General features: G+C 46.4%; 17 protein-coding genes. 6 read left to right on the top strand and 11 right to left on the bottom strand.

Going from position 1 to position 26,505, the window contains the following annotated elements; all coding sequences use genetic code 11:
- Nucleotides 1-110 precede the first annotated feature (110 nt).
- From FHS68_RS10095 to FHS68_RS10125, 7 genes are all read right to left on the bottom strand, one after another.
- Nucleotides 111-1,430 carry a vanadium-dependent haloperoxidase gene (locus FHS68_RS10095; RefSeq protein ID WP_167269659.1) on the bottom strand — a complete coding sequence of 440 codons (1,320 nt, stop codon included), beginning with the start codon at nt 1,428-1,430 and terminating at the stop codon, nt 111-113.
- 34 nt (nt 1,431-1,464) lie between these two features.
- Nucleotides 1,465-5,046, bottom strand: coding sequence for a VCBS repeat-containing protein (locus FHS68_RS10100; protein ID WP_167269661.1), 3,582 nt, complete (start codon nt 5,044-5,046; stop codon nt 1,465-1,467).
- Nucleotides 5,047-5,157: 111 nt separating this feature from the next.
- Nucleotides 5,158-7,023 (bottom strand): RagB/SusD family nutrient uptake outer membrane protein, encoded by a 1,866-nt coding sequence (locus tag FHS68_RS10105; RefSeq protein WP_167269663.1) that lies wholly within the window; start codon nt 7,021-7,023, stop codon nt 5,158-5,160.
- Nucleotides 7,024-7,035: 12 nt separating this feature from the next.
- Nucleotides 7,036-10,206, bottom strand: coding sequence for a SusC/RagA family TonB-linked outer membrane protein (locus FHS68_RS10110; protein ID WP_167269665.1), 3,171 nt, complete (start codon nt 10,204-10,206; stop codon nt 7,036-7,038).
- A 382-nt stretch (nt 10,207-10,588) separates the two neighbouring features.
- Entirely contained in the window at nt 10,589-11,320 is a 732-nt protein-coding gene (locus FHS68_RS10115) for a GntR family transcriptional regulator (protein ID WP_167269666.1), read from the bottom strand.
- Between the two features lie 70 nt (nt 11,321-11,390).
- Entirely contained in the window at nt 11,391-13,142 is a 1,752-nt protein-coding gene (locus tag FHS68_RS10120; protein WP_208408273.1) for a class I mannose-6-phosphate isomerase, read from the bottom strand.
- Nucleotides 13,143-13,148: 6 nt separating this feature from the next.
- Nucleotides 13,149-14,336 carry a DUF5005 domain-containing protein gene (locus FHS68_RS10125; RefSeq protein ID WP_167269668.1) on the bottom strand — a complete coding sequence of 396 codons (1,188 nt, stop codon included), beginning with the start codon at nt 14,334-14,336 and terminating at the stop codon, nt 13,149-13,151.
- Nucleotides 14,337-14,472: 136 nt separating this feature from the next.
- Between FHS68_RS10125 and FHS68_RS10130 the strand changes: the two genes are divergently transcribed.
- A complete protein-coding gene (locus tag FHS68_RS10130; protein WP_167269670.1) occupies nt 14,473-14,889 on the top strand; it encodes a hypothetical protein in 417 nt (138 codons plus the stop codon).
- A gap of 54 nt (nt 14,890-14,943) precedes the next feature.
- Here FHS68_RS10130 and FHS68_RS10135 read toward each other — a convergent pair whose 3' ends face one another.
- From FHS68_RS10135 to FHS68_RS10150, 4 genes are read right to left on the bottom strand one after another with little or no spacing between them, the layout of a single operon-like run.
- The gene (locus tag FHS68_RS10135; protein WP_262889593.1) at nt 14,944-16,788 is read right to left on the bottom strand and encodes a LamG-like jellyroll fold domain-containing protein; all 1,845 of its coding nucleotides are present in this window, start codon (nt 16,786-16,788) and stop codon (nt 14,944-14,946) included.
- Nucleotides 16,785-17,237 carry a hypothetical protein gene (locus tag FHS68_RS10140; RefSeq protein ID WP_167269674.1) on the bottom strand — a complete coding sequence of 151 codons (453 nt, stop codon included), beginning with the start codon at nt 17,235-17,237 and terminating at the stop codon, nt 16,785-16,787. Before FHS68_RS10140 ends, FHS68_RS10135 begins: the two co-directional genes overlap by 4 nt.
- 21 nt (nt 17,238-17,258) lie before the next feature.
- Nucleotides 17,259-18,107: an SDR family oxidoreductase gene (locus FHS68_RS10145; protein ID WP_167269676.1), complete on the bottom strand. Its 849-nt coding sequence runs from the start codon at nt 18,105-18,107 to the stop codon at nt 17,259-17,261.
- Nucleotides 18,108-18,133: 26 nt separating this feature from the next.
- The gene (locus FHS68_RS10150) at nt 18,134-18,442 is read right to left on the bottom strand and encodes an EthD family reductase (RefSeq protein WP_208408274.1); all 309 of its coding nucleotides are present in this window, start codon (nt 18,440-18,442) and stop codon (nt 18,134-18,136) included.
- Between the two features lie 182 nt (nt 18,443-18,624).
- On the opposite strand from FHS68_RS10150, the gene FHS68_RS10155 reads away from it, so the two are divergent.
- The 5 genes from FHS68_RS10155 to FHS68_RS10175 all read left to right on the top strand — a co-directional run bounded on the left by FHS68_RS10155 (nt 18,625) and on the right by FHS68_RS10175 (nt 26,483).
- Complete coding sequence (locus tag FHS68_RS10155) at nt 18,625-19,263, top strand: response regulator transcription factor (protein WP_167269678.1); 639 nt, start codon at nt 18,625-18,627, stop codon at nt 19,261-19,263.
- A 14-nt stretch (nt 19,264-19,277) separates the two neighbouring features.
- The gene (locus tag FHS68_RS10160) at nt 19,278-21,188 is read left to right on the top strand and encodes a sensor histidine kinase (RefSeq protein WP_167269680.1); all 1,911 of its coding nucleotides are present in this window, start codon (nt 19,278-19,280) and stop codon (nt 21,186-21,188) included.
- Nucleotides 21,189-21,229: 41 nt separating this feature from the next.
- Nucleotides 21,230-21,886, top strand: coding sequence for a DUF2306 domain-containing protein (locus FHS68_RS10165; RefSeq protein WP_167269682.1), 657 nt, complete (start codon nt 21,230-21,232; stop codon nt 21,884-21,886).
- Between the two features lie 551 nt (nt 21,887-22,437).
- Entirely contained in the window at nt 22,438-23,292 is an 855-nt protein-coding gene (locus tag FHS68_RS10170; protein WP_167269684.1) for a HEPN domain-containing protein, read from the top strand.
- A 119-nt stretch (nt 23,293-23,411) separates the two neighbouring features.
- On the top strand, nt 23,412-26,483 hold the full coding sequence (locus tag FHS68_RS10175) for a right-handed parallel beta-helix repeat-containing protein (protein WP_167269686.1): 3,072 nt from the start codon (nt 23,412-23,414) through the stop codon (nt 26,481-26,483).
- The last annotated feature ends 22 nt before the right edge of the window (nt 26,484-26,505 follow it).

The raw sequence follows: 26,505 nt of genomic DNA on the forward strand, positions 1-26,505 counted from the left end.
ATACAATGTACATACATACTCTCAAAACAACCCCGAAGCATTTCCGAACCACCCTAAACAACATCTGACCACCCCTGACTACTTTTGACAACTCTTGACTACACATTACCTTATAGCCTCAACCTCCCAATAATTTGATTTCCTACCTTTTTCCCTTGCTTCGCGCCTTCGTCGACACTTCTCCGGTAATGTATGCCGCCGTACAATCGGCTGATAGATGCTTCTGCGGCGGCTTCCTGGAATGAATTGAAACGGCGCTGCATGCCGATATACCTCAAATCACTGGTATCCTGGAATGCGAAATTACCTCCATACAAATGCGCCAGCACCGTAGACGCAGACGCGGTGATGCCGCTATGTCCGCTCGGATATTCGGGAAAAGGGGGTGTTTGCAAAAAAGGTACAAATTCACGGCTGATGATTTCGTTGATGATTGTGACCGGCCTCACCACGCTGCTGCGATATTTTTCATCCCAGCACGCAATGAACGCGTCGTACAATGCTATAGCGGTTAGAGCATATCCCTGGGCTGTCTCGACACCATCGGCCTTTGTCTGTTTGGCGGCAATGGCCGCAATCCCCATCCAGTGACCTCCGGGGGTGATCTTCTTTTTACCGACGGTCAGGTGGCCGGAATGTTCCATCACCAAAGGGTTATCGTCCCAGAAACGGGCGATGGCAATTTGTTCTTCGCTTAAATTTTTACCAATTGTAAAAACCTCTTTTGCTTCCTGATAGAATGCACTATTGGTATCCTTGCTGAATGCGGGCGGCCTGGGCGGCATGAATTGAGATGCAGAGTCGAGCGCCATGGGCAGCATGGTATTCCAGCACCATTCTACCCCATCCATGTAATCCGGCGGGGTTGGCCTCCATTTGCCTGGATCCGCGCTGCCAAGATATTTGGGCTTCCCGCGTGACTTGATATACCCATCCACTTTCGCCCTTGCCAGGATTGCTTTACCAACCGTATCGCCAAAAGCAACAGAGCGCAGGTAGGTGGAGTCGTCCAGATTTTCTTTGAATTTATTGTAAACCGACTCTTCATAAGCACTTAACGAATCCACAGAAAATACTCTTACCATCCTGACAACGGTAAAAAATGCTTTGGTAGCGGCTAAGGTGTAGTTATAATCCTTTCCTGTCGTCGGCTGCGGCATTTTGCCAAATCCGTTAAGCCTCTCGACAATCGACGGACTTCCCTTCTTTGCAAAACGAACGGCTTCATAGGATGCGAGCGAGGAATATGCGTAAATGCGGCTTGCGACAGGCGGGGAAAAAACATCGTAAATGATCACCTGGGTAAGCATATCCTGATTTTGATGCAATATCTCAGGATCATCCACATTGAATTTGTCTTTTTGCTTACAGCCAGCGATCAAACTTAAAAATAGGATCGAAACACAGATCGCATTTACTGCTTTTTTCATTCTTTTTTAAGAGGGTTAAAGGGTAATGGGTATTTCAAAAGTCGACTTTTCTCGTTTTGCCGGTCGTTTCGGTGACGGTTAACGACTTTGCATTTTTTCCAATGGTAAGAAATCTCGCTGATTGGGAAAGAAACGACGAGCCATAATTTACCTCTGTCTTCTGTTTTCGTCCATCGGTGAATGTTATTTCAGCGGTCACGTCACCCGGCTTCATAGGAATGGTCTTCATAGTGTTTTTGAGCTCAAACACCTTCAATGGCCCCCTGTTTTGCCCCGCAGCGGCGAGGTATTTGCCATCCTTTCCTCTCAGTTTTACCAATGCTTTTCCATTACCAGGAATAAAAATGCCGCTTTCCAGAATTGACTTAGCGGTAAAATTTCCCTTGCCATCGCCTTTCAGTACCAGTCCATTTAAAGCATCGTAACGGCCAATGGATACGTCGGTTCCGTAGTCATTGGTATTGATAACGAGGTCGAGATTTCCGTCGCCGTCAAAATCATCAGCGATCATACCATTTAATGCTGATAATTGGGAGGTAAATGGCAGGGGCGCCAGCGTAAATTTGCCGCCGCCATCATTTCTGCAATAGCTGGAACTGAGGTTATTTGCTTTTAATACCAAAGCCCCTTCCAATTGCTCCTTTGTAAAAAGCTGATCTATTGTAGCATTTGCGTACGTCTTGTAGTTTTGAAATTTGGCACGCATGCCGATCATCTGCTTTACAGCGTCATCGCGCATATGTGCCGGATATTCCTTCTGGGCAGAATCACTTTGGCTGGTGCGCAGGTATAGGGCAGGGAAGGCATCATAACTGCCATTGTTATCGAAATCTTTGGCATAAACAGACACCGGATATTGCTCTGTCGCCTGGAAAAAGGAGTTTTTGCCCAGATTTCCGACGATGTAATCCGTATCGCCATCATTATCGAAGTCGCCGGTTGTCAGGCTGTTCCACCAGCCCTTCTGGCCAGAAATGCCGGTCGCAGCCGTTACATTTTTGAAAACACCTTTTTCATTTTTCAAAAATGTAATGGGCATCCATTCGCCAGCCAGCACAAGGTCGGGCCAGCCGTCGTTATCGAAATCACTAAAAACAGCGTCGCATACCAGTCCGATGTTGCTCAATGCTCCCGCGATCTTTGGGGTAACATCTGTAAATTTGATGTTCCCATTTTTTGAATCATTCCGATAAATAAAGCTGGAAACAGGTTTGGGATAATTCCACGGATCGACCCTGCCAGCTACGAACAAATCGAGATCTCCATCCTTATCAAAATCCGCAGCCCTTACGCAAGATTTGCTGGTGAAATTTTGGGTAAATGAAAGTGTATCCAGTTTGAAATTCCCTTTGCCATCATTGACATAAAACTGGTCACGATAAGCGGGTGTATCGGATTTGGCATTATATCCGCCGCGGGCAATGTAAAGGTCCGGATCATTGTCCTGGTCGGCATCGAACAACAGCATTCCCATATCCTGATAATACATGTTAGGATCTGCGCCCGGCGGAACGAGGGGTTTCGTTACAAATGTGCCATTACTTTGCTGCTTTAATATCGTGGTACCCGAGGTAGAGCTGCCACCAACAATGATATCGTCCAAACCATCGGCATTGATATCCCCCGCAGCCAGCGACGGGCCGTATTCGGAAAGTTTGTGGGGGAGTAATTTTTGAATGGTAAAATCAATGTGGTCCATTTGCGCATGCTCATGCTGAATGCCCAATGATTTAGCGATCTCACGAAACATTGCACTTTGTGCCAAAACCGGGCGATTCCAGTTATATCTGCCATTGGAACTGTTTTTATCGACTTTAACGATTTGATCAGCCTTTACTTGGGTCATTTTTTGTTTGCTTCCATCCGGCCATTTCACAATCAGCGAATCAACAACTGATACTCCGCCAAGGCCAAAGTAGGGATTCAATTGCACGGTTGATAAGTAGCCGCGGTAAGGTGTCTGCTCGTAGGTCTGATGCCCGCCCGCATAATACAATTCCACCCACGCGCCCATTCCGTTCCGGTTTTGCGCATTACCCACCAATTGAATGGTTAAGTAATGTTTATCAATAGGCTTTTCGTCCATCATTGTATTTTCGTAGAGCGACGCTGCGTCGTTGATGTTGTTCACCACCATATCCAGATCGCCGTCGTTGTCCAGGTCGGCATAGGCAGCGCCATTAGAGAAGCTTATATCCGTAAGTCCCCAATTTTCGGAAACGTCAGTGAACGCAAAATTTCCACCATTTTTGAATGCGTATTTATGCAGCTTAACCTCAGGTATCTGGCGCAATGTTTCCGATTGCGGCGTCACCGGAGCAGCTTCCAGGCGGTAAACCATGAAGTCGTGATCGGTAATGTCCTTGGGGAAACCATTGGTAACGACCAGATCCCTTAATCCATCATTATCAAAATCAGCCACGAGCGGCGTCCAGCTCCAATCGGTCGCAGAAATGCCTGATATGTAACCTGCTTCACTGAAAATCGGGTCGCCAATAGAGTCATTGGCATTTACCCTCGGCCCCTGGTTTACCTGGATGGTATTTCTGACATACTGATACTGGTATTTGTAGAAATCGTTGAGTTGAAATGTCTGATAACTGGTCGGCCCGAGCATCATCTTCTTGCGGTAATTATCCTCCGGGTTCATATCCAATTCCACCACATCCGACAGCCCATCATTGTTAATGTCGATCACATCCTGCCCCATGCCATTCGCGGAAGTGTGCTTGAAATAAGAAGCCGCTTTATCCGTAAAAGTCCCGTCGTGGTTATTGATATATAAAAGGTCATTTGAGATAAAGTCATTGCTTACAAAAATGTCTTTCCATCCGTCCCGATTGATATCCGTAATGTTCACGCTATGCCCGTAACCTTCGATCGTCAGTCTGGCCTCGCTGGTGACATTTGTGAATACCGGGTGTTTTAATGCCGGGTTCGGATCGTTGCGGTAAAGCCGGCCGGTACTTGGGAATGAGCCGTCGGCGATGATAGGTTTGAATGTAGAGGGATCAATCTTTGGAACCATTTGATTGACAACCAGATACACATCCAAATCTCCATCATTGTCATAATCAAAAAAGCTCGCCATGGTTGTATGCGAAGCATCGTCGAGCCCGTATTCCGCCGCAGATTCCCTGAAAGTAACCGCACCGTTTCCGGCTTTACCCTGATTGATATACAACAAATTCTTCCTTTTTTCCGGGTCCGCCTGCACGGAAGCGCACACGTACAGGTCCATCCAACCGTCGTTGTTGATATCGATCACAGCCACGCCCCGGCACCATTTACCATCGCCGCCTACGCTCGCACTGGCCGTAATGTCCTCAAACTGCATTTTACCTTTATTCAAATACAGCTTATTGGACACCATGTTTCCAGTAAGATAGATATCCTGCAAGCCATCATTATTAAAATCCCCAACCCCGACACCGCCTCCATTGTAGATATTGATGAGGTTAATGGGATTAATTGAATCGCTCTCTGTAATCCTGTTATTAAAGTCAATACCTGAATCTTCCGGGCTTACTAGTTGAAAAAGTTTATCACTCTTTTTACAGGAGAAAATGCAGGAAAGCATGGTCCCGATCAAAAGAAATGTAAAGGTGGATTTCATAGCAATGTTACTAATATTGTTAAAAAGCCAATGACGGAGCAGTGCCCGCCATTGGCTGTAAATTACATCTACTTAATTGTTAAATCTAAATTATTAAAACTAGTATTATCTTTAGTAACCAGGATTTTGTTTAAGGACACCGTTGCTTTTTCTGATCTCAGTATTTGGGATTGGGAAAAGGTAGTAATGATCGCCTTTCCATGGTTTTCTTACCTCAGCTTCAGGAATTACACCATAGGTATACGTCAGTTTACCCATTGCGTCTCCCGGCTTGGCAACCGACCAGTCCATAGTCACTTTCGTCAACCCGCGGATTGCGATATCAACATTGCCCGGAGCTGCTTTCCAACGCATCAGGTCAAAGAAACGGGAATCTTCCAAATGCAATTCTATCGCTCTTTCGTTCCGGTAATCCCTCACCAGGTTAGCGCCCGTACTTTTGATGTCTGGCATGTTAACGGACGAACGTTTTCTGACCTTATTAATGTATTCCCGCGCCGCGGCTTCATTACCCAATGCCATTTGAATTTCAGCGTAGTTGAGATAAAACTCGGTCAACCTCATAAAAACCACGATCTGGTTGTAGTCATTGTCGAAACTTGCGCGAGGCCCGGCGAAATCATCTGTCTTTTTAAATGTATAACCCGTTTGAACCCGCCAATGGAATGGGGTAAGCCCCTTAACCCAATAGGTTTTAGAATCCCGGCCGAAATCGAAAAGGTTCTGGCCGTTTTTAGGGTCCACTTTATTCGGGTTGATATAAGGAGCAGCATTGTCCGGGTTCGGGTTGGCGTCTTCCCAATATTCATAAAGCCGCTGGGTACTTTTTGAACCATCAATGATATTCAATGGACCTGCACCAGGGTAGATTACGGTGTCATAAAATCTCGGATCCCTGTTTTTTTCCGGTTTTTGAGGATCATATCCAGATGCCGCATTGACAGTGACGCCATCAGCAGCGTAAGGATATTCACCATTGGTCAATTGGAACATGTTTACAAAAGTCTGGGTTGGGACAATCCGCTGCTGGGCATCGAAGCCGCTGGGCCAAAAATCGTAGTTGTAACCCCATCCTGGTATCCTGGTGGCCGGTGTAAATGATTTTCCGAAAATGGTCTCGTCTGTTTTCAAAGGCTTTTTGAAGAGTTCGGCATATTGGGGATGCAAGGTAAAGCCGAGGTCAAATACCGCTTTGGTTGCCGTTTCAGCCGCTTTCCACTTAGTTAAATCATTGCTTGGGTTATTGAGTGGGCTAGCCAGGTACAATAGCACCCGCGCCTTGAAAGCCAATGCTGCGGCTTTGCTGATTTTACCTGTATTGACCGGTACACCGTCCAAAAACCCGATTGCAAGATCTGACTCAGCCAAGACAAATTGCGCGCATTCGTCAAAAGTGTTCCTGGGTACATCGAAGCTTTCTGAGTTCAACTGAAAGCTGTTTTTAATAATAGGCACCCCGCCGAAAGTGCGCATCAGCTCGAAATACATCCAGGCCCGTAAGAAGTGGACTTCTCCCTTCATAGGATCCAGCTTGTCGGCGGTGATGGTCGAACTTTCGATATTTTCGAAGAACACATTCGCCTTTCTTATAAAACCATATTCGTAATCCCATAGCGGCGTGGCTGCTGGCAACCCGTTGACAATCGCCACCAGATCGTTTACATTATCTGCAGTAAGGTTTCCTTCCAGGTAATTGCGGATCCCTGCCGACCGCTCATGGGTCTCAGGCTGGTTCACGGCAATATCGGTAAGCACATCGTACCCACCGGTCCCAGGCGCCCATGGTGGTTTGATACCGTTATAAACATTATAAACGTAGTTCTGCAAAAAAACCGGGTCATTAAACACCGCCTCATCAGATATCGAATCCAGTGGCTTTTTGTCCAGGACATTACAGGAGGTGGCAGCGGCCAAAATGCTAATGAATGACAGTGACAGCGCCCTCTTGACCAATCTATTTGTTATTGAATATTTCATAGGTTTCTGTGATTAGAAAGTAAGATTGACTCCGAAACTCAGCGTTTTCATATTGGGATAAGCTCCCCCGTTTCCGCTCAGGAATTCCGGATCACCATTACCGAACTTTTTAAGCGAATTGAAAATCATGAATGCATTGTCGCCGGAAACGTAAATTCTCAATGCTGCAATTTTCGCTTTTGAAAGAAGGTCTCTCGGAAGTGTGTAGCCCAGCTGGACGTTTTTCATACGCATCCACGTTGCTTTGTGGTAATAAAAGTCGCTGTCCGAATTGGCTAAACCGGTCGGCGCAATCATCGGAAGTATCGAGTTTACATTTTCTTTTGAGTAGCTATTGATTGCTACATATTCCAAGCCATTACCGCCCGCGCCGGAATTGAATCCAGTGCTCAAACGAAACTTCGCACCACTTTGCCCCTGCATCAAGGTGCTCAAATCAAAATTCCTGTAATTCAATCCAATACTCAGGCCATACTGTGTGCTGGGGAAGATGGTAGTAACATCCAAGCCAGTAATAGGATCTCTCGCGGTATTGTTGGTAGTGTTGAACATATACCGGTCATTGCTGTCAATCTGACCATCCCCATTCAGGTCGGCGAAAATCAGACCACCCAATGTTGCGCCAGGGTACTTTATGTTCTGGTCAAGATCTGCCTGGGTCCGAAAAATGCCGATGGACTTGTACACCAGTCTCGATCCGAATGGCTGGCCTTCCAGCTTCTGATATTCTTCTGCCTGGGGTGTTTCGTCGAAATAAACAATTTCGTTTTTGTTATAAGACAAATTGCCGTTGACTCGCAAGGTAAGATCCGAAAAGTTGTGCCTGTACCCTGCCTGGAATTCAATCCCCTGGCTATTCATCTTACCGATGTTTTCATCCGGCAACAGAAGCCCGGTATAACCTGGGATCGAAGCCTGTCTTCTACCCAAAATATTGGAAGTTTTCGCTTGGAACACATCCACTTCAAAAGTTAAGCGGTTATTTAAAAATGCTGCTTCCAAGCCTATATCAGTCTTTTCGCTCACTTCCCACGTAATGTTAGGATTAGGCGTCGATTTCACGGCAATACCGCGCGCATCCACTCCATTCACTACCCAACCGGCATCATATCCGTAAGCGGCAATGTATTGAAAGGGACTAACCCGGTCATTCCCGAGACGTCCCCAGGAAGCTCTCAGCTTCAAATTACTGATTATATTTTTTGGAATAAATGACTCATTGCTGATTACCCAACCGGCCGAAACCTGTGGGAAAAATCCAAAACGGGTTTCTTTGGGAAATATAGGGGACCCATCATATCTGGCGCTAAATCCGAAAAGGTATTTTTCCCGGAAATCATAGCTTACACGTCCGAAAAAATTCTGTCTTGCCGATTCAGTCGCAGTACCGTCTGTATTCCAGTTCAACCGGTTCGTATTTCCCGCAAAAAGTTGATCGATCTGGTCTGAATCGTACCCAAGGCGCTGTGCCCAGAAATTGTTGTCGCCGTAGGTCATCTGCTCATAGGCAACAAAAGCGTTAACTTTGTGGTCCCTGGCGAAGGTCTTGGCATACGACAGCTTTACGTTTCCGGTTGTACGCAGACTTTGTCTAAAATCTTCCCGCAGACCAATATCCTCCACCGTCCTGGATTGTTTTTTAACAAGGGTTCCGTCCGGCGCTTTCTCGTAATATGGCCAAACCCAGTTGAATTGCTTGTCATAACCGATGGTTTTGACAACAGATAAAAAACCATCCAATGCTAATCCCGGTACAAATGGAATGTTGTACTTGAAACGGAGCGTTCCGCTTGCCACGTCGGCCTTATATCTGCGATAACCTGGGCTCTTAACACGGGCGGCTGGATTTAAGTGCGCCCATCCTTCACCGGGATAACGGTAGTCCCCGCCAATAAATGCTTCCTGCAACGGGCTGGTAGTGGCTATGTAACCTATATCCCCGCCGGGACCTCCCTGTGGGGTTTGGGTAGATTTTTCACGGATCGAAAGGTCAAGCCCCACTTCGAAGTCTTTTGTCACAGTCACATCCACGTTACTTCTTACGTTGAATTGCCTTAGCTTCGATTTATCGTCACCGCGCAAGATACCCCCTTGCGAAGCGGTGCCCAATGAAACAAAATACCTGACCTTGTCTGTACCACCACGCATGGTCAATGAGTATCTATCCTGCCTCACCGGGGGCCCGATTAACGCATCCCACCAGTTTTCGGCCCTGCGTGTTCCATTTTTAAAGGATTCTACCAATGCATCCGGGAAGTCAGCAGGAGTACCTTCAAGCGCCCTCCTGTCGTTCAACACTTTCATATATTGCAATGCATCGGCCGCTTTCACTTTCATGGTTGGGGATTGCCATGACTGCGTTGTTGAAAAATCAAACGTTGGCTTGCCCGACGTACCTCTTTTGGTAGTGACCAGGATTACTCCACCGGCCGACTGTGCACCATAAATGGCTGCCGAAGCATCTTTCAACACCGAAATGGATTCGATATCATTGGGGTCCAAACGGTTCAGACCATCCGGGTCTGCATTGGCAACGCCATCGATTACGATCAGGGCAGAAGTATTACGGTATGTATTTGCACCCCGCACCAGTATTTGTGCGTCATCAAAACCAGGAGCAGCACTCCTTTGCGTGACATATACGCCCGCCATGCGTCCTGCGAGCGAATTGGACAGAGACGCGGCGCTGGATTTTTTAATCTCTGCACCTGTTGTCTGTACAACTGCATTGGTCAATTCCGACCGCTTCTGGGTTCCATACCCTACCACGACCACGTCGTTCAGTTCCTGCGACGATACTTCCAATTTAATATCAAATATCGAGCCTGAGCCCACTTTGACTTCTTTGGTTACATAGCCAATAAATGAAAAGACAAGCACACTGTTGCCATCCTTTACATTGATTGAAAACTTACCGTCCGTATCCGAAACCACACCATTAGTAGTACCCTTTTCCAGGACATTTACGCCTGGAATTACTCCGTTTTTTTCATCGGTAATGGTTCCGGAAACGGCCTGATCGGCGATAATGCGGGTTCCGGGAGCATGATGAACAGCGACGCCTGGCACGACGTGCACATGATTGTTTGCCCACACTGCAGGAGTCAGAAGGCCTACCAGCGCAATTCCCAAAAAAGCGCACGATGACCTGTGTCCATGGTCTTTAAGTAGTTTTGGTCTCATAAATGCAACGATTAGTTATTAAAAATGTCCTCAGCGTTATGCTTCGGTTATCATAGGTTATTCACTGAAAGCGGCTTGAAGTTGTTGAGTAAAAATGCCTATGCACCTGATCAGACTATGTTTAATCAAAAAGGCGGCATATGTACAAACATATAAACATAATCTTTAAGTATCAAGAATTACGCCAAATAATAATTCATGGATATAATATAATTATTACTAGCAGTTAAAGCGAGATTATTTTTTAACTACAAAACATCTGTTAGAATGTCTCAGAGCCTATTCTCAACTTTATTACGCTGATTTTGGGATCATTAATGAGTAGAAAAGGGAATGTCACATATGTTTGAACGGGTGACGCTAAACGCAGGCGAAGGACTTATTACTCCCGTACGCTTTCAACAGTATACACAAAGCTATCGGCCCGGTAGTAGCCGAGGTTGTATTCGATCGGTCTTTCGCCCTGATCAAATACAAAGCGTTTTCTGAAAAGAATGGGGCTTGCTGGCTCCACTTCCAGCTTTGCGGCGATGAACTTGTCGGCAGCGATGGCGCCAACTTCCTCTTTTGATAGTGTAGCCACTACCATATGGTCTTTTTCGAGGATATCATACAGCGGCCGTTTGAAATCCTCCTCCCCGGTCAGGCCGACTCTTGGGTGAAAATAAGAAATGAAATATACAAATGGACCGTCTGCTTTGCCTCTGAGGCGCTCTAATTTGAGGATTTTTTTGTCAGCGGTAATGTCAAAAAAATTGGCAATCTTTTCGTCCGGCGTCACCCAGGTTACGTGAAGCTCGAAATTTCTGACAATAATTCCTCGTGCATTCATCTCTTGCGTAAAGCTCAGCCAGTTCTTTGATTTTGAGCTGATTACCGGCTCTGCCACCTTGGTACCTATGCCTTTTTTCCGGATTAACAGGCCTTCATAAACCAATTTGTTTAGGGCTTGTCGCAGCGTCGATCGGGATATTGCCAGTTGTTTTGCCAACTCCACTTCATTGGGCAAAAACTTGCCATTCAAATGCTCGGGATCGCTGATCATCGTGCGCAGCAGATTTTCCGCCTGAACGTGCAAAGGGACCGGACTCTTGTGATCGATACTAAATTTCATAAAGGCGAAAACCAGGTAGACAAAAACAAAAATAGCAAATTTGGCTACCTTCCGAAACAATATGATGTTCCTACACCCTGACGTAAGCTTTTAGGGTCGCGCATTGGTTCCCGACGGATTTCCCAATTGGCGTGATCGCATAGGATGCGACATTCGCTGGTACGATAAATGTTTCGGCATAATGAATGACGTAGGGTTCAAAAAGCCCCTCAGGACTTTCTACAACCACTTCATCACCTTCCACCAGATTGACCACATTCAGGTTTCCGTGGGTATGATGTGTTACTTTTCTGTCAAACCAATGCCTTCTGGTCTCAATAAACTGCGTCGTATGCAAGCCCGTAGATTCCTCCCTTGAATGTCCATTGACCGAGATTTCGGTAATGTTGTTGAACAGGTTTTCCTTTACCCAATCTTCGTCACGGGTCCAGTCGATTACATTTTTACCGTGTTCTATATTAATTGGCCGGGGTCTGCCATCCAGCCCCAACCTTCCCCAATCCCACAGTTTGAAAGTGAAGATGTAGGGGGTAGCAGAAATTTCCAAGACTACCGCGTTTTTTCCAGAGCAATGAATCGTACCGGCTGGGATCAGAATGTGGTCATGCTTTTTGACGGGCATCTTGTTTACATATTTTTCCGCATCAAAGTCCGCCGTACCGCCCTGCGCCAGTTCCAGGTCTGCGATCATCGCCGTGGCCGTCACGTTTTTATGTGTACCCAAATATACACACGCGTCTTCCTCTGCTTCCAGGAAATAATAGCTCTCATCCTGGGTGTAATCCATCCCAAAATGCTCCTGGATGTAGGCCCGCGTGGGATGCACCTGCAGACTCAGGTTACCACCTTCCATGGTGTCGAGGAAATCAAACCGGATTGGAAATTCAGTGCCGAATTTCCCGTAAACGGCCTGCCCAAGCAGTTGTCGCGGGCGGGTCAGCACAAGATTAATGGAAGGGATTTCAAAAATGGACTCGCCAAATTTGAACAGCAGGCTATTCTCCTCAGGGACACAATCGAAACCCCAGGCATAGTTAACTTCCTCGCGGTCAAGGTCTACGATTTCTTTCAGCCATTGTCCCCCCCATGGTCCGGGATCAAAAAAGGGCACCACCCTGAATGGTCGGTTCACGGCCTGATCCAGTCCTTTGCCGTACATTTCCGAACCGATCATTTTCGGTTCTCCCGCTGTATTGGCGTCTATAAAATAATCGATCTGGTCAAAAAACCGGAGCTTATGTCTGTCGAAAACGCGCCAATCCAGGAAATAGCCTTGTTTGTATTTCAATGAAAAATTCTCGTCGAGATTATCCATTCCGAAATTGCCAACCTCGTTCCTCTTCATCCTCTTCTGAATTTCCCAACGGGCCAGGTCAGCATAAACCAGCACATCGGCATCAGCGAAAAGTGCGGCACCCTCACCACAAACCACCACCAATCCTGACTCGATACCCAGGATCCTTCTTCGCACGTTTTCCAGGCTTTTCATCTCAAAGAAATCGAACATTACCAGCTGGTTCATTTTCCCAAAAACCTGATCATCCGTCACGAACGGATACACCATTTCAGCGATTTCATTGGGATTTTTGAGAAAATCGGTTGTATTAATAACTGCAACGGTGTCGAGATTTGCCTTTACCGCATGAAGTGTCATGCCTGCATCAACCCCATGGTAAAGGTCAATACAGATTACAGTTTTTGTTTTATTTTTTGACTGGATTAGATGTTTTATTTCCTGGAAAATACTTTCCCAGCCAGCAAAAAATACGCCCGGAGAACTGCTTACTTCAATGAAAGGAAACTTGTCGTAATTAGAGCGCATTATCAGTTATTTTTTAGTGCTGCGGCCAAATTTGACCCGCACAAACCGCGGGCGATAAAAGTTGGGCTGTTTTTGCAAAACGTCGAAAAACTTGAAAGTATTCACATTATAGGAAATCAGCAACTCCCCCGGCGCCGACAATGCGGGATGCGCTTTGGCATTGTATGTGAACAAATCAGGATCATTAATGTCGGACGATGTTTTGTAAAGCACAATCCTCGGGCCAAATGGACCCACCGGTGTTGGCCCTACCTGCATACAAATATCCGGGAGAAGGCTGCCCAGCTGGTACACCAGCGCATATTTACCAGGCGACAGCATGCTCACGCTCAGCTCATTGGAAACAGAATCACTAACAGCGGCCACCGACTTCACGTCTTTCGACCAATCCTTACCATTCCAAAATTCCCACTGGTCAAACGACGCGACCTGGGTAGGCTTCACCCTGGCTGAAACCAGCTTTTTAGATGGGCCTTTCGTTCCATACACATATAAAAAACCGTCGGCCGCTGTCTCTCCCGCCGATTCGCTATTATTAAACACCCCCGCGCCGAATGAAATATTCTCCGCTCCATTTTTGTAGTTATTGAACGGAAGGTCCCAATGTTGCTGGTCGGGATAAGGAAAATGACTTCCTGCCGGAATCCGGATCAGCGAATTGCCCGTCTCTTTAAAAGGAAAAGCGGATTTGTCATGGGTATTGGTGATTTTATATGCAAAGATAAAGAGGTCTTTATTAGCATCCGGATTGGCAAAACCGTCGCCCAACCAGAAATAAGTATCCTTGTCCGGCCTATTCATTTCAGGGATAAAAACCGCTTTGTCACCCGCTACGCCAAATGCTATTGCAGCAGACTCAGGCGTTTTCCCTTTCAGTACTGCGATTGAATTGTTCACAAACTTGGAGCCGGGCATCAATGTATCGCCCTTTATCTCACCAGACATGGTATCGCTGAAAACAAAGAACACGCTATCGCTTTTTTCAGAATCCTTCCCCGAAAATGGGATTGCAAATATACCATCACCGCCAAACCAGCCCGATTTTCTAACGAACAGATTTGACCATTCTGGCGCCGGTGCTGCCGTAAATTCCGTTTCATCAACATCCGGCAAGGCCTCTGCCTGCTTGCTGTCGGATGATTGTGTTCCGCATGAAAAAATGGCAATTGCGAAAAACAGAATGCTATATTTCATCAAGGGCTTTAATTTTTCATAAATATAAACAATATGTATATATGTATGAACATTATGTCTAGCCCGTTTGATCAGTTTTATGAAGCTATATAATTAGGTCCGCCGACCTATCTTTACGAAAACACAAATCATTTGAATGAACTTCAAAAGTAAAAAATTGGTAATCCTGATCCTCCTCGCCGCGGTAGTTGGGTTCATTATCTACGATTCCACATCACAGCCAAACGTGGGGGATCTCAAAGGCAATTTCAAGGAAGTGGCTATTTACAGAAATGAAAACAATACCGGCCCGATTGTACGGATCTATGCCGTGTCGGTAGAAGGCCAAGTCTGGGAAGAAATGCAAAAGTACGGCGACTTGATGCCCTACACAAAATATGGAAGGACTACTGTGTATTTTTTTGATGCTTCAAAAGCAGCTCCCAGCAAGTTAGCAGCAACCGAGCCACACTTTGATGGTGCGTTTAACGCTAATTGCGTTGCTGTTTATGAGAGGGATCAGAACGGCGGGGTGACTTTTAAAAAATCCCTATCAGATAGTACAAGACATTAAAAAGGCAACCAGCCTAAAGCCAATTGCCTCCTTTCTCCATAGTCCCCTTCCTCCCTATCTTTCCAAAACAACAACATGATGTGTCGCCACCTGTCGTCCCATCACAGCAGTAAGTAAATACAAGCCGGGAGCTAATTGCGATTTGCTTCTGATCATTACCAAACCCGACGATATTCGTTGCGTTTCGATTTTCATTTTCCTTCCTGTCATATCTGTCAGGGCCAAGTCGGCGAGGTCGCCTTTGAAGTCCAGGTAAAGAACTCCTGCGTTAGCGGGATTTGGATAGACCGTCTGGCTGAAGGCGGCTTCTATGCGGACAGCCGCAACGCGGTAGATGAATTCCTTACCATCGAGATCAACCTGCCGGAGCCGGTAGTAGCTTGTTCCCTGTAAAGGTGTCTCGTCGACAAGGGCATAATCCTGGCGAGTTCTGCTATTGCCAGCAGCATCAACTTGGCCAATTTTTTCAAAAATCCTGGCATCCGCACTCCGTTCTGCAATAAAATGGCTTGCGTTCACTTCTTCAGCTGTAGACCAACTCAATTTCACGTCGCCCATTTTAACTTTCGCATTGAAGCTTAACAGACGCACCGGCAAAGGTTCGGAAGTGGAACCGAGCATGTATTCGCTGTCATCGCTTTCAATGGTGATTGTGTTGGCGACCGGATCGTTGGTGAACTCTAAACTACCTGGCGACCAGGTCGGCACCGCATTATTAGCACGTTTGTATATCTTCAAACCCGGCTCATTGTTTGCATTGACAAATGGATTTCCGCCATAATGGTAGGTTGTTGTATAAGACGCGTCCGTCCCACCAAAGTGAAAAACCCCGAAATATCTGTTATTAGCGCCAACACCCTCTATTCCACTGATGGAATTAGGGACAGTACCGACATAATAAATATGTACACCAGTTGGAGAACCTGTGAAGTCGGAAAGGGTGAGGCTTTCCCCCTGCGCATTGGAAATACTAAGGTCGCTTCCACCGTAACTATACGCTGAAGCATCACCGAGCGAAGCCCAGCTGGTAACCCAGGTTGGGCTGTTTTGAAGGGTACCATCCTGGTCCGATTTTAGGTCTGTCAATGTGTTGCTATTTTCCGAGTTAAAATTGTAGTAGGAAACGAGATTGTCATATATCTCGTCAGCCGGTGTGATCTTGCGGCACATTCTCTCGCGGATCTCCGCTTCACTCAGATCGGTATTCCAAATGCGCAGCTCATCCATGCTGCCATTCCAATTTCTCCCGGTCCCACCCCAGGCGCCCAGCCGGAGCGATGGCGAAACATAATTCAAAGGCTGAAGCAGTAGCGATGAACTGATGAGGATTCCATTTAAATAAACTTCAATGGAAGAAGACCGCTTCACAAGCGTAAGCTGTTGCCAAACCCCGGCTGTGAGCTGGAAGGTAGCAACCGCACCGCTGATCCCGAAGGAATACACATTGGTATTATCTGCTTCCTGCTGACAAAACCAGTTTTGAGAGTCGGTATGGTTGTTGTCGATAACGTTGGCAAACGGGGTTTGTGTTTCGCCCGGTTTCAGCCACAAGTCGACCGTAAAATTCGGGTCTGCAAAAGCGCCTCCAATATCAACAAAGTCATCCGAGCCGTCAAACTGCAATGCGTTGCCACTTCCTCTGTAGACGATCTGAGGCGCGCTGGAAGTATATTCTTCCATCACTTCTTCCGGAGATAGGCTGACATCAAATATCTTCACCTCGTCGATCGCGCCGGCAAAGTATCTGCCGCCATTTTGGCCGCCCACCCGAACTGTTCCCACAGGTACGTAGCTGCCAAAGCCAGCTGAGTTGGGTGTTGCTACCCCATTGATATACATTTGGGTGACGTCGTTCCTCCGGACCAGGGCAACATGATACCAGATGTCCGCCGTGCTCAGTACGCCGCACTATTGTACCACGCCACTCCATCCGACGCCCCGGTCATTACATTCCCGGTAACTGTGCCGTTACCATTGTTGACATGAATCGAATAGCCGGTACCATAATCCAGGACATTGTCATACCCATTTGTAACCACAGCGCCTAACTGGTTCAATGTTGATAGTTTGATCCACGCCGTCAGTGCCCAGGTTACATTATTGGTCGTAGCAACGTCTGCAGTCTCAATTACATCGTCAATTCCATCAAAATAATAAGCCGAATTTGCATTGCCGAAGCGATCTGTGGTAAGAGTTGCCTCAAACACCGTTCCATGTAAGGAGCCCTGCGCATCATTGGCATTTCCGTTAAAAGGATACCAGGCTACTGGTTCAGGGGCTAAAACCTTCACTTTTGCAAAACATGCAAAAGGAACAAGCATGATCATGAGAATGTAAAACTGTTTCATTGTGAGTATGTTTTGGTAAACTCAAAATCCATATTTCGCGAGCCACTTCGTCTTAATCTGTTCCTTCGCCGTGACATACTCCTGATCGACGCCATCTGCCGCCATGTCCAGTGGCGTACGCAGGGGACGCTTGCCTTTTTCCATATTTGTTAATGTGAGTGCCGCATCTGCGACCGTCTGGGGATTGGCGCCGGTACGTGTCATGGCATCCTCCAATGCCTTCCCGGCCACCACCATAAAATCAGTGACCTGCTGGCCGTAGGCTTCCGCAATATCTGGACGGTCGAAAAACTGTGATTTATTAAAAAGCTCTGTCGGGTAGGCGCCGGGTTCAATCAGGACATTTTCGATCCCCTGGGTCAACAATTCAGCATAAGATCCTTCTGTGAGTGCTTCCAGAGCAAATTTTGATGCACAATACGGCACCACAAAAGGAAATGATACCAATCCATAGCCACTGGAAATATTGATAATTAACCCATCCTGCGCCTTTCGCATGGAAGGAAGAATGGCCTGGTAAAGGCGCAGGACACCATAGAAATTCACATCCATGATCTGATGCACTTTGGCAACCGAAAATGCTTCCTGAATGCCAACACCATATATTCCTGCATTATTGATCAGCACGTCGATCCTGCCATGTTGTTCCAGCACATTCGCTACGGCCGTATCCACATCCGAATCGCTGGTAACATCCAACTCCAGGACTTGTACACCCGGTAATACAGCGAGTTCCATGGCGACATCTGCGTTTTTGCCTGTCATATCACGCATGGTCGCAATTACGGTGTGACCCGCCTCTGAAAAGGTATTGGTCATCAACTTACCGAAACCTGTGCTGGTTCCTGTAATAAAAATTATTTTTGACATTTTGTTAACTGGTAAAGGGTTGATAATCAAATACTGATTCCAAGTTGCATGACTGGCTGCACATCCGTGAAGTTGGCAATGTCTGATATGAGTTCAGGGCCATGGGTACCCAATGCATTTTGCAGGATTTCCAGAGAATCAAAGCTGAGCTTTGCGACAATGATATAAGCCGGAGGTGTGCCGGGAACCCCGCCTGCAAGGCCTTCTTCGATGTCAATTTTGTTCAAACCGAGTGGAGTAAGACGTTTCCGAACAAGTGGAATGTGTTCGTTCAGGTAATAGTCACGGTCAAACCACATGGTCTCAGTTTTGGGATAAAGGCACGTCAAGTTCATGATCAATATGTTTTAATTTTTCCAAATTTAGCAGCATAAAGTTTACACTTTGAAAGCAATCCTAAAATCCCCAATTATGGTAGTATTAGGGAACGTAATGCTCGTTGCCTGTGCCGACTACCCAAATTGGGAGGTACATAACTTCTTGATTATTAGTAAATTTATTTTTTCACCAGCGGCCAATGATTCCAATCGTACTTTTTGAAGATAACAAAAGCCTCAGGCAGGCATTACTACATTATTTTGCTAAAAGTGAGTCTGTCTTTTTATCTGGCGCCTACGAAAATGCATCAGACGTGGTTGCTAAAACCCGTAAACATCAGCCGTCAGTTGTGGTAATGGATATTCAAATGCCCGGTATGTCCGGAATAGAGGCAACCCGGCTGGTGATTGCGGCAAACCCACAGGTTAAGGTGCTGATTTATACGGTCTTTGAAGATGAGCATCGTATTTTTTCTGCGCTTTGCAGCGGGGCATCAGGTTACGTATTGAAAAATGCCGATCCGGACGATTTGTTGAGGGCCATTATTGACGTGCATCATGGAGGCGCAAACATGTCACCTGCTATTGCTGCGAAAGCGCTGAGGATGTTCCAGGACCAGTTTGTGAAAGAACAACCCAGCTATGTCGACCTCACCGGAAGGGAGCGGGAAATCCTGGAATGTATGGTCAATGGCATGAGCTATAAAATGATTGCCGGAAAATGTAATGTCAGTTTTCACACCGTGCATTACCACATTAAGCACATTTATGAAAAATTGCACGTCAATTCGGCACCTGAGGCGGTAGCCAAGGCAATTCAGCAAAAATTGGTACAATAAACCCTCCTGCCACGATGATCCCTGATGATGCAACAATCCGTAATCTGGTTTTTGGGTTATTTTTTCTTTCACAAACGGCCACATTTGCGCAGCCGAAAATCGTTGTGACAGACCCGCGAAAGCCAGTCGCCATTGCACGAGCCGTTTATTTCCTGGAAGATTTATCTCATAAGCTTAGCTACCAGGAGGTTTCTCAGTATCATCTCGATTCATTTCAGGTCAATAGTAACCAGAAAATCGTACAGCTGGGTTTTCGGCCCGGGACCGTTTGGCTGCGCTTTGATATTAAAAACCTTTCAGGAACAGATCTTTACCTTATTTCAACATTCCGACTTTACAAGCGTCTCACCAGCTACATTATCGACGAAAATGGGAAGCTGAGCGAGGCGATGACGGGTTATGAAATCCCAAAGGCAGCTCAGCAAATCAGCACGACTATTCCGACCGTCGCATTGGGAAGGCGGCCAGTACGCGTCTTTCTCAGGATTGACACCGGTGACGGTTATGGTGACTATTTTCAAGTGGCGGATCTGAGTTATGCATTCGAATTTAAACAGGCAACTGACCGCTGGCAAAGTCTGGCGCTGGGTGTTTTCTTTCTGGCGTTTTTGCTTTCCTTGCTCTTATTCGTCAGTTTGCGCGAACCGGTCACCGGCTGGTACACGCTCCTGCTCTTTTCCTTTCTGATATTCTATCTTAATTTTTACGATTATGTCAAAGTCTTTTCTGATCCCACTATCTGGCGGGACTATATTCCGCAACACCTTTTTTACCTGCAATGCTGGGTGATCTTTCACATGAAATTCCTGGACCTCCGCCTCCATTCCCGGCTGCTCTACCTAACCACAATGATTTTTACCGGGATATTTTGGATCGACTGGCTCTTTTATATAATCGTCACAGCTTACACAGGAGAATACTCTTCTATTCTTTACAAAATATTGTACTGGGCCGGGATCGATTGGGGCGGGATGGTTTTAATCGTGCTGCTGCTCCTGCTGATAAGCCTGATATATGTATGGGTGAAAGATTTCAAACGGCTTCTTTTATATTCTATCGCGTTTTTGAGCAGTCTGGTGGGGATGCTGGTCAGTATGCTTGCCGTATATGGATTTAACTGGCTGCCATTTGTTCCCTATAATAATCTTTTTGTGCTGGGTACAGTCGTGGAGATTATCATCCTTAGCTATATCCTTTGCGAACGTGCCCTGAACCATCGTCGCCTGTATGGAAAAACGCAGCAGAAACTGATCAGCCAGCTTAGTGAAAATCTTGCCCAAAAGAACAAACTGCTCGACCTCCGCGACAACATTGCGAGCGACCTGCATGACGAAATCGGCACGACGCTCACAAGCATTGCCATTTCGACGACGATGGTTGAGCAGCGGATCGGTGACGGGTACGAGGAGCTTGGACCTATTCTCAAACAAATGCGAACAGATTCGCAGGAAACCATCCAGGTGATCCGTGATACCGTTTGGGCATTAAACCCGGAGAATGATGCGCCTTCACAGCTCTTCGAACGAATGCGAAATTCAGGTTCTCAAATGATGGGAAAGCAGGACATCGAATTCAATTTTCAGAACAACCTGGGCGATCTCGAACTGCTGTCATTCACCATGGAGCAGCGACGAAACATATACTTGATCTTCAGGGAAGCCATGCATAACATAGTCAAGCATTCCCAGGCTAACCATGTGGATGTACACATATCCGTAGCATTGGGAGGTATTCATATTGACATTGCAGATAATGGAAGGGGTTTTGAGAAAACATTTATAGAATATGGCAACGGGCTAAATAATTACTATAAAAGAGCAGAAAAAGGAGGATTTACGGTGAATATTACTTCCAAACCGGGCCTGGGAACTGTACTTGAACTTATGATTCCAGGTAGAATACTGCCAAAATTGGGGAGAGCGTAACTTGCACATACAGAGTAGTTTTGGGTAAAAAACGAAATGTTATGAAACCCAAATCAATCCGCTACGCAGGCTGGGCTATTTTTCTTGGACTGGCCTTTTATTACATCCATCACAATGCAATCGGTTACTTCGACCTGTCCAGCACTATCTACAGCAACGGCTTCCAGTATTTTAAAGCGTTCATTATTGGGCACATTTTCTTTGGCGTCCTCGCACTGCTAGTCGGTCCGTTTCAATTCATGCCCGCGATAAGGATCAAATATGCCTCGGTTCATCGGAAATTAGGTCTGCTTTATCTTATGAGCGTCTCGCTGGCGGGTTTGGCAGGCGGTTACCTGGCCATTTTCGATAATATCATCCGGAAAAAAGATTTTATGTTCGGAGCCGGTGCTTTGGCAATGGACCTGGCCTGGTTCGTCACAGGCGCAATGGCATTTTGGGCCGTAAAAAAACGTGCGTATACCCAACACCGCGAATGGATGGTCCGGAATTACGTCCTGACAAGCAACTTCATCATATTCCGCCTAATCTTTTACGCCCTGCTGGATTCCAAGCATTTCGCCTTCCAATCCGACACTGGAAGTTTCACGGTCTGGGTCAGCTGGTCTGTGCCGTTGCTTGTGACCGAATTGGTTATCCAGGCGAAAAAGATTGATGGGTATGGGCGGGTTGGGGAGCGGAAGGCTGTACGGGCTTGACGAGGTATCATTCCAAATTTTAGGGACAACATTTAAAGGATAAGCAGAAGATAGTGTTTTCTCCTTAACCGTCGGCTTTAGCCGGCGGAGCGCCACCGACACAACATTTCGGCTTTAGCCATGACCTCGCAGGTGGGCGGCTGAGGCTGAAAAGTTTCAAATTCTATGCGGGGATCAATGTCGAAGATCGGGCGGAGGTGAGGATGAAGGCAAAACAGCTCCGGCGGAGCTTCCTGTTTATAGAGACCCAATCAAACGAGCCTACCAGGGCCCTGTCGGGCCCTCCTGCAACTGGCAATAATCAGGAGGCCCCGACAGGGCCTTTATTGTTGGGGGGTTGCGTTTTGGCTATAAACAGGATGCCGCTCTGCGGCATTTAATGACCTGATTACTTGGTGGAGGACAAATGGCCGGTAGCGGAATTAAAAGGGCTGGGTGTTGCGTCAAGTAAAAGCTCATTTCGGCGATAATTTTCTACTTTTGAATGCAGACCTTTTGGCAATGCACGCAACCAAAATAAACTTAGAAAAGCCAAAACCCTCCACACACCCATGAAAACCACCCTCTCCCACCTCCCCGACGACAAACAGGAAGAATTAGAAACACTCACCAAAATCATTGTCGAAAAAGTACCTGCCGAAATGGTCATCCTTTTCGGCAGCCATGCACGCGGCGATTGGGTGGAGGATTTTCAGGAGACCTACGAGTATGTAAGCGACTATGATATTCTCGTCATTACCAAAGACAGAAAATCAGCCAAAGACGGAGAAAAGTGGTGGGACCTGAGCAAAAGTGTAAATAGTAATGACGAGCAAACAAGCGTCACAATCATTCATCACAGCATTGGGTTCGTAAATGATAAGATTGAACGGAATGAATATTTTTTCGTCGACATTTTAAAAGAAGGGATTTTGCTTTTCAATTCGGGAAAATTCAAAATATCCGAGCCAAAAAATATGAATTCCGAGGAAAGACAGAAGAAAGCAAAAGAGCAGTTTGAGCCATGGTTTGAAAGTTCAAGCCGTTTTTTAGAAACTGCCTTTATTCATATTGACAAAACGTGGTTTAAAGAAGCCGCTTTCAATCTTCACCAAGCTACCGAAAGGTATTATTCCGCCATTCTCCTCGTTTTCACCGACTACAAGCCAAAAATCCACGACATAGAGAAATTAGGAAATCAGGTTCAAAAACTTCATCATGACTTCGCAAAGGTTTTTCCGAAAAATACGCCAGAAGAAAAGCGACTGTTTGAACTCTTGCAAAAGGCATACATCGATTCGAGGTATAATATGAACTACAAGATCGAAAAAGCCGAATTGGAGTACCTTGGCGAGCGGGTGAAACTGCTGAAAGACTTGACGGAACGGATTTGTAATGAGCGGATTGCGGAATTTACCAAGGGGTGAGGCCAGCGGATACAACTTCCAGTTGTAGAATAAGCCGATCGGAGGAAATTGAATTTTAGGTTTTTAATAACGAAAGGCTGTACTTTGTTAAATCTCATGAATTCTTCTTAAAGTATCATATGGATCAACATCTACATCCTGCAAAAAGTAAGTCTTTCTTGTATTCTTTCCCTCAGCAAGTATCGGCTTTCCTATCCCTTTTTTTGTTCCTGAATCTTTTTTCATCAGGGGCTTTTGCTTTACCAAGCCCACCACCAAAAATATCATTTGTCACACCATCCGGCGCTAGTTCGAAAACCGGTCTTTCCTGGGCGACTGCAAGTGATGATCTGCAGGCTATGATCGATGGCAGCACGAGTGGTGATGAGATATGGGTGGCTGGTGGCACCTATAATGTGCCATCAAGTAATGTCTGCTTTACATTGAAGGAGGGAGTAAAGGTCTATGGCGGTTTTGCTGGCACAGAAGGCGTCCTTGCCATCCGGAACCTGGCACTCACTGCCAATAAAAGCATCCTTAGCGGCGGCGGTGTCAAGGAAGCTGTCGTGAGCAATTTTACAATACTCACAACTGCTACCCGGTTGGATGGGTTTACGATCTCAGGAGCCGTATTTGGTGGTATAGTTATTAGTAGCTCATCTTCTCCCTTGCTGGTTAATCTTAAAATCACGGGTAATACCGGTTCGGGAGTGAACAATCTGCAGTCTTCTCCAATCCTGATTAATTGCGCTATTGTAGACAACAACAATCCTGCGGGCATAGTCAATTCGGAATCATCACCAGTTATTATCAATTGTACAATTGCCGGAAATAACGATAAACAGCAGATTTCAGTTGGTATCTACAATAGGACCCGGTCTTCACCCATAGTACGTAACAGCATTTTGTCCGCAAGCAACGGCGGCTTCTACAATGATAATAGTTCTACGATTGACATACAGTACAGTTTATTGCACTCTGAAACCGGTGTTGATATAAACGGCAATCCTGTTCAAAACAATGTAGACCCTCATTTCAATAATCCGGCATTGGGAGATTACACGCTGCAGCGTTGCAGCCAAGGCTTAAACAGCGGAAGCAACATCGTTTACGCCAGTGGTCAAACGCCCGACATATCCGATATTACCACTGATCTGAACGGCCATTCCCGTTTTTTTGGCGGTGGCACAGTGGATATGGGCGCGTATGAATATCAGCATGAACTCGTTGCTTCAATTCCGGGAGTCAGGTTTGTGAAAGAGGGAGGAACCGGTAATGGAATAAGCTGGGATTGCGCGATGGGCAGTCTCCAGCAGGCCATCAGTTCTACTCCGAGCGGCCAAATATGGGTAGCAGGCGGTACTTACCTGGCAGAACAGGCGGCGTTCAGTATCAGAGCAGGGGTGAAGGTATATGGTGGTTTTGCCGGAACGGAAATAAGACTTGCTGACCGGGATTTGTCGATTACCTCCAACAAAAGTATCCTGCGGAGAACGGGGAACAATATTGTTGTAGAGTTTAATCCTGATGGACAGTCGCCAGCACGATTGGATGGCTTTACAATAACAGGTGGTAGCATCGGAGTTGCCACTTATATGGTATCCCCAATACTGGTCAATCTTGTGATTACCGGTGTCAGCCAGTTTGGCATCTCTCATTCTGGAGCAGCACCCGTCCTGATCAACTGTGCAATCATTGGCAATGTCCGTAACTTTCAATTCGTCGGAGTATATAATGCCAATGCTTCCCCAGTGCTTATCAATTGTACGATTGCCGGTAACAGTGCTGCAAGTACCAGTGTCGCCGTGTATAACGTCGGAACTTCTGCTCCCAAGCTACGTAACAGTATTATTTATGGCAATCAAAATGCAATATTTAATGCTCCGGGTGCCACCGGCACTACAACGATTGAATATAGCATTTTGGAATCAAACAAAACACTTGAACCGGTCGATCCTCCTATCCCGGATATCGATCCGCTGTTCGTGAATGCTGCCGGGGGCGATTACAGGTTACAGCCGTGCAGCCCTGCCATCAACAAAGGATATAATTATTACGCAGCTGGTCAAACCCCCGATTTTTCAGGCATCACTACCGATCTGGACAGTAAGCCGAGAATAAGAGAAAATGCAGTGGATATGGGTGCCTATGAGTTTGGCGGCGCGGCGCGCGAACTTGCTTTGAACGGCGATGTGGCGACGGCTACTGTTTCCGGAGACATTCTTCTTACCACGAATGGATCAAATTGTAAGGCTCTGGCCTACCTTTCACCTAACCGCGGAGCAGCATTAAACGGAGCCGTAACTGCCAAAGTTTGGGTGGCGGGAACCCAGCCTCCCAACTACCTGAAACGACATTACCAGATCCAACCGGAGACAAATGCGCTCAATGCCACCGCAAAAGTGACCCTCTATTTTACCCAGCAGGAGTTCACAGATTTCAATGAGGAAAATCCCATTCCACTACCCGTCGATGCCGCGGATGAGGAAGGTTACAAAGAAAACCTCCGTATCGAAAAACGTTCGGGAGTTAGCGATACTGAATTTGGATTACCAGGTTCGTATAATGGCGCCATCGAAACCATCACACCATCGAACGCCAAAGGAAAAGTGGTGTGGAACGCAGATGCTGGCCGCTGGGAAGTGAGTTTTGACGTGACGGGTTTTAGTGGATTTTTTGTAAAAACAATACAAACCGCATTGCCGCTCAATCTGATCAGCTTTTCGGCAACTCGTGAAACGGGCAGCAACCTGCTACAATGGAGCACCACCAGCGAAGTCAACACCGACAACTTTGAAGTCCAGCGCAGCGCTGATGCTAAGCAGTTCATCAAAATCGCCTCTGTAGATGCGGCTGGCAGCGGAGATCATCAATACAGCTACAATGACAGGACGAATTATACTGGAAATATTTACTACCGTCTGAAAATGTCCGATCTCGACGGGGCTTATACTTACAGCAAGATCATCTCGCTGGCTGGCGATGGGAATTTCGCTGCGCTATATCCAAATCCGGCGGGAGCTGTGGTGACTTTCCAGGTTGGCAATGCATTGCTAAAAAGTACTGCTACGCTGCATGATGCAACCGGGCGGCTGGTGCAGAGAATTGTGATCACGACCAACCAGCAGCAAATCGACACCAGGCCTTTGGCAAGCGGAACATATGTTTTGAAATTTGTGGATGGATCAGCGCAAAAGTTTGTAAAAGAATGATTTATCGTAATTTTGCTCTTCT

Origin of the sequence: Dyadobacter arcticus (genome assembly GCF_011762185.1) — a bacterium.
Taxonomy (GTDB): Bacteria; Bacteroidota; Bacteroidia; order Cytophagales; family Spirosomataceae; genus Dyadobacter; species Dyadobacter arcticus.

Excerpts from the sequence above, each read along its gene's own strand:
- FHS68_RS10110 (WP_167269665.1), bottom strand. The coding sequence starts at position 10,206 with ATGAGACCAAAACTACTTAAAGACCATGGACACAGGTCATCGTGCGCT.
- FHS68_RS10155 (WP_167269678.1), top strand. The coding sequence starts at position 18,625 with ATGATTCCAATCGTACTTTTTGAAGATAACAAAAGCCTCAGGCAGGCA.
- FHS68_RS10120 (WP_208408273.1), bottom strand. The coding sequence starts at position 13,142 with ATGCGCTCTAATTACGACAAGTTTCCTTTCATTGAAGTAAGCAGTTCT.
- FHS68_RS10170 (WP_167269684.1), top strand. The coding sequence starts at position 22,438 with ATGAAAACCACCCTCTCCCACCTCCCCGACGACAAACAGGAAGAATTA.
- FHS68_RS10140 (WP_167269674.1), bottom strand. The coding sequence starts at position 17,237 with ATGAAACAGTTTTACATTCTCATGATCATGCTTGTTCCTTTTGCATGT.
- FHS68_RS10145 (WP_167269676.1), bottom strand. The coding sequence starts at position 18,107 with ATGTCAAAAATAATTTTTATTACAGGAACCAGCACAGGTTTCGGTAAG.
- FHS68_RS10100 (WP_167269661.1), bottom strand. The coding sequence starts at position 5,046 with ATGAAATCCACCTTTACATTTCTTTTGATCGGGACCATGCTTTCCTGC.
- FHS68_RS10130 (WP_167269670.1), top strand. The coding sequence starts at position 14,473 with ATGAACTTCAAAAGTAAAAAATTGGTAATCCTGATCCTCCTCGCCGCG.
- FHS68_RS10095 (WP_167269659.1), bottom strand. The coding sequence starts at position 1,430 with ATGAAAAAAGCAGTAAATGCGATCTGTGTTTCGATCCTATTTTTAAGT.
- FHS68_RS10115 (WP_167269666.1), bottom strand. The coding sequence starts at position 11,320 with ATGAAATTTAGTATCGATCACAAGAGTCCGGTCCCTTTGCACGTTCAG.
- FHS68_RS10175 (WP_167269686.1), top strand. The coding sequence starts at position 23,412 with ATGGATCAACATCTACATCCTGCAAAAAGTAAGTCTTTCTTGTATTCT.
- FHS68_RS10105 (WP_167269663.1), bottom strand. The coding sequence starts at position 7,023 with ATGAAATATTCAATAACAAATAGATTGGTCAAGAGGGCGCTGTCACTG.
- FHS68_RS10160 (WP_167269680.1), top strand. The coding sequence starts at position 19,278 with ATGATCCCTGATGATGCAACAATCCGTAATCTGGTTTTTGGGTTATTT.
- FHS68_RS10165 (WP_167269682.1), top strand. The coding sequence starts at position 21,230 with ATGAAACCCAAATCAATCCGCTACGCAGGCTGGGCTATTTTTCTTGGA.
- FHS68_RS10125 (WP_167269668.1), bottom strand. The coding sequence starts at position 14,336 with ATGAAATATAGCATTCTGTTTTTCGCAATTGCCATTTTTTCATGCGGA.
- FHS68_RS10150 (WP_208408274.1), bottom strand. The coding sequence starts at position 18,442 with ATGAACTTGACGTGCCTTTATCCCAAAACTGAGACCATGTGGTTTGAC.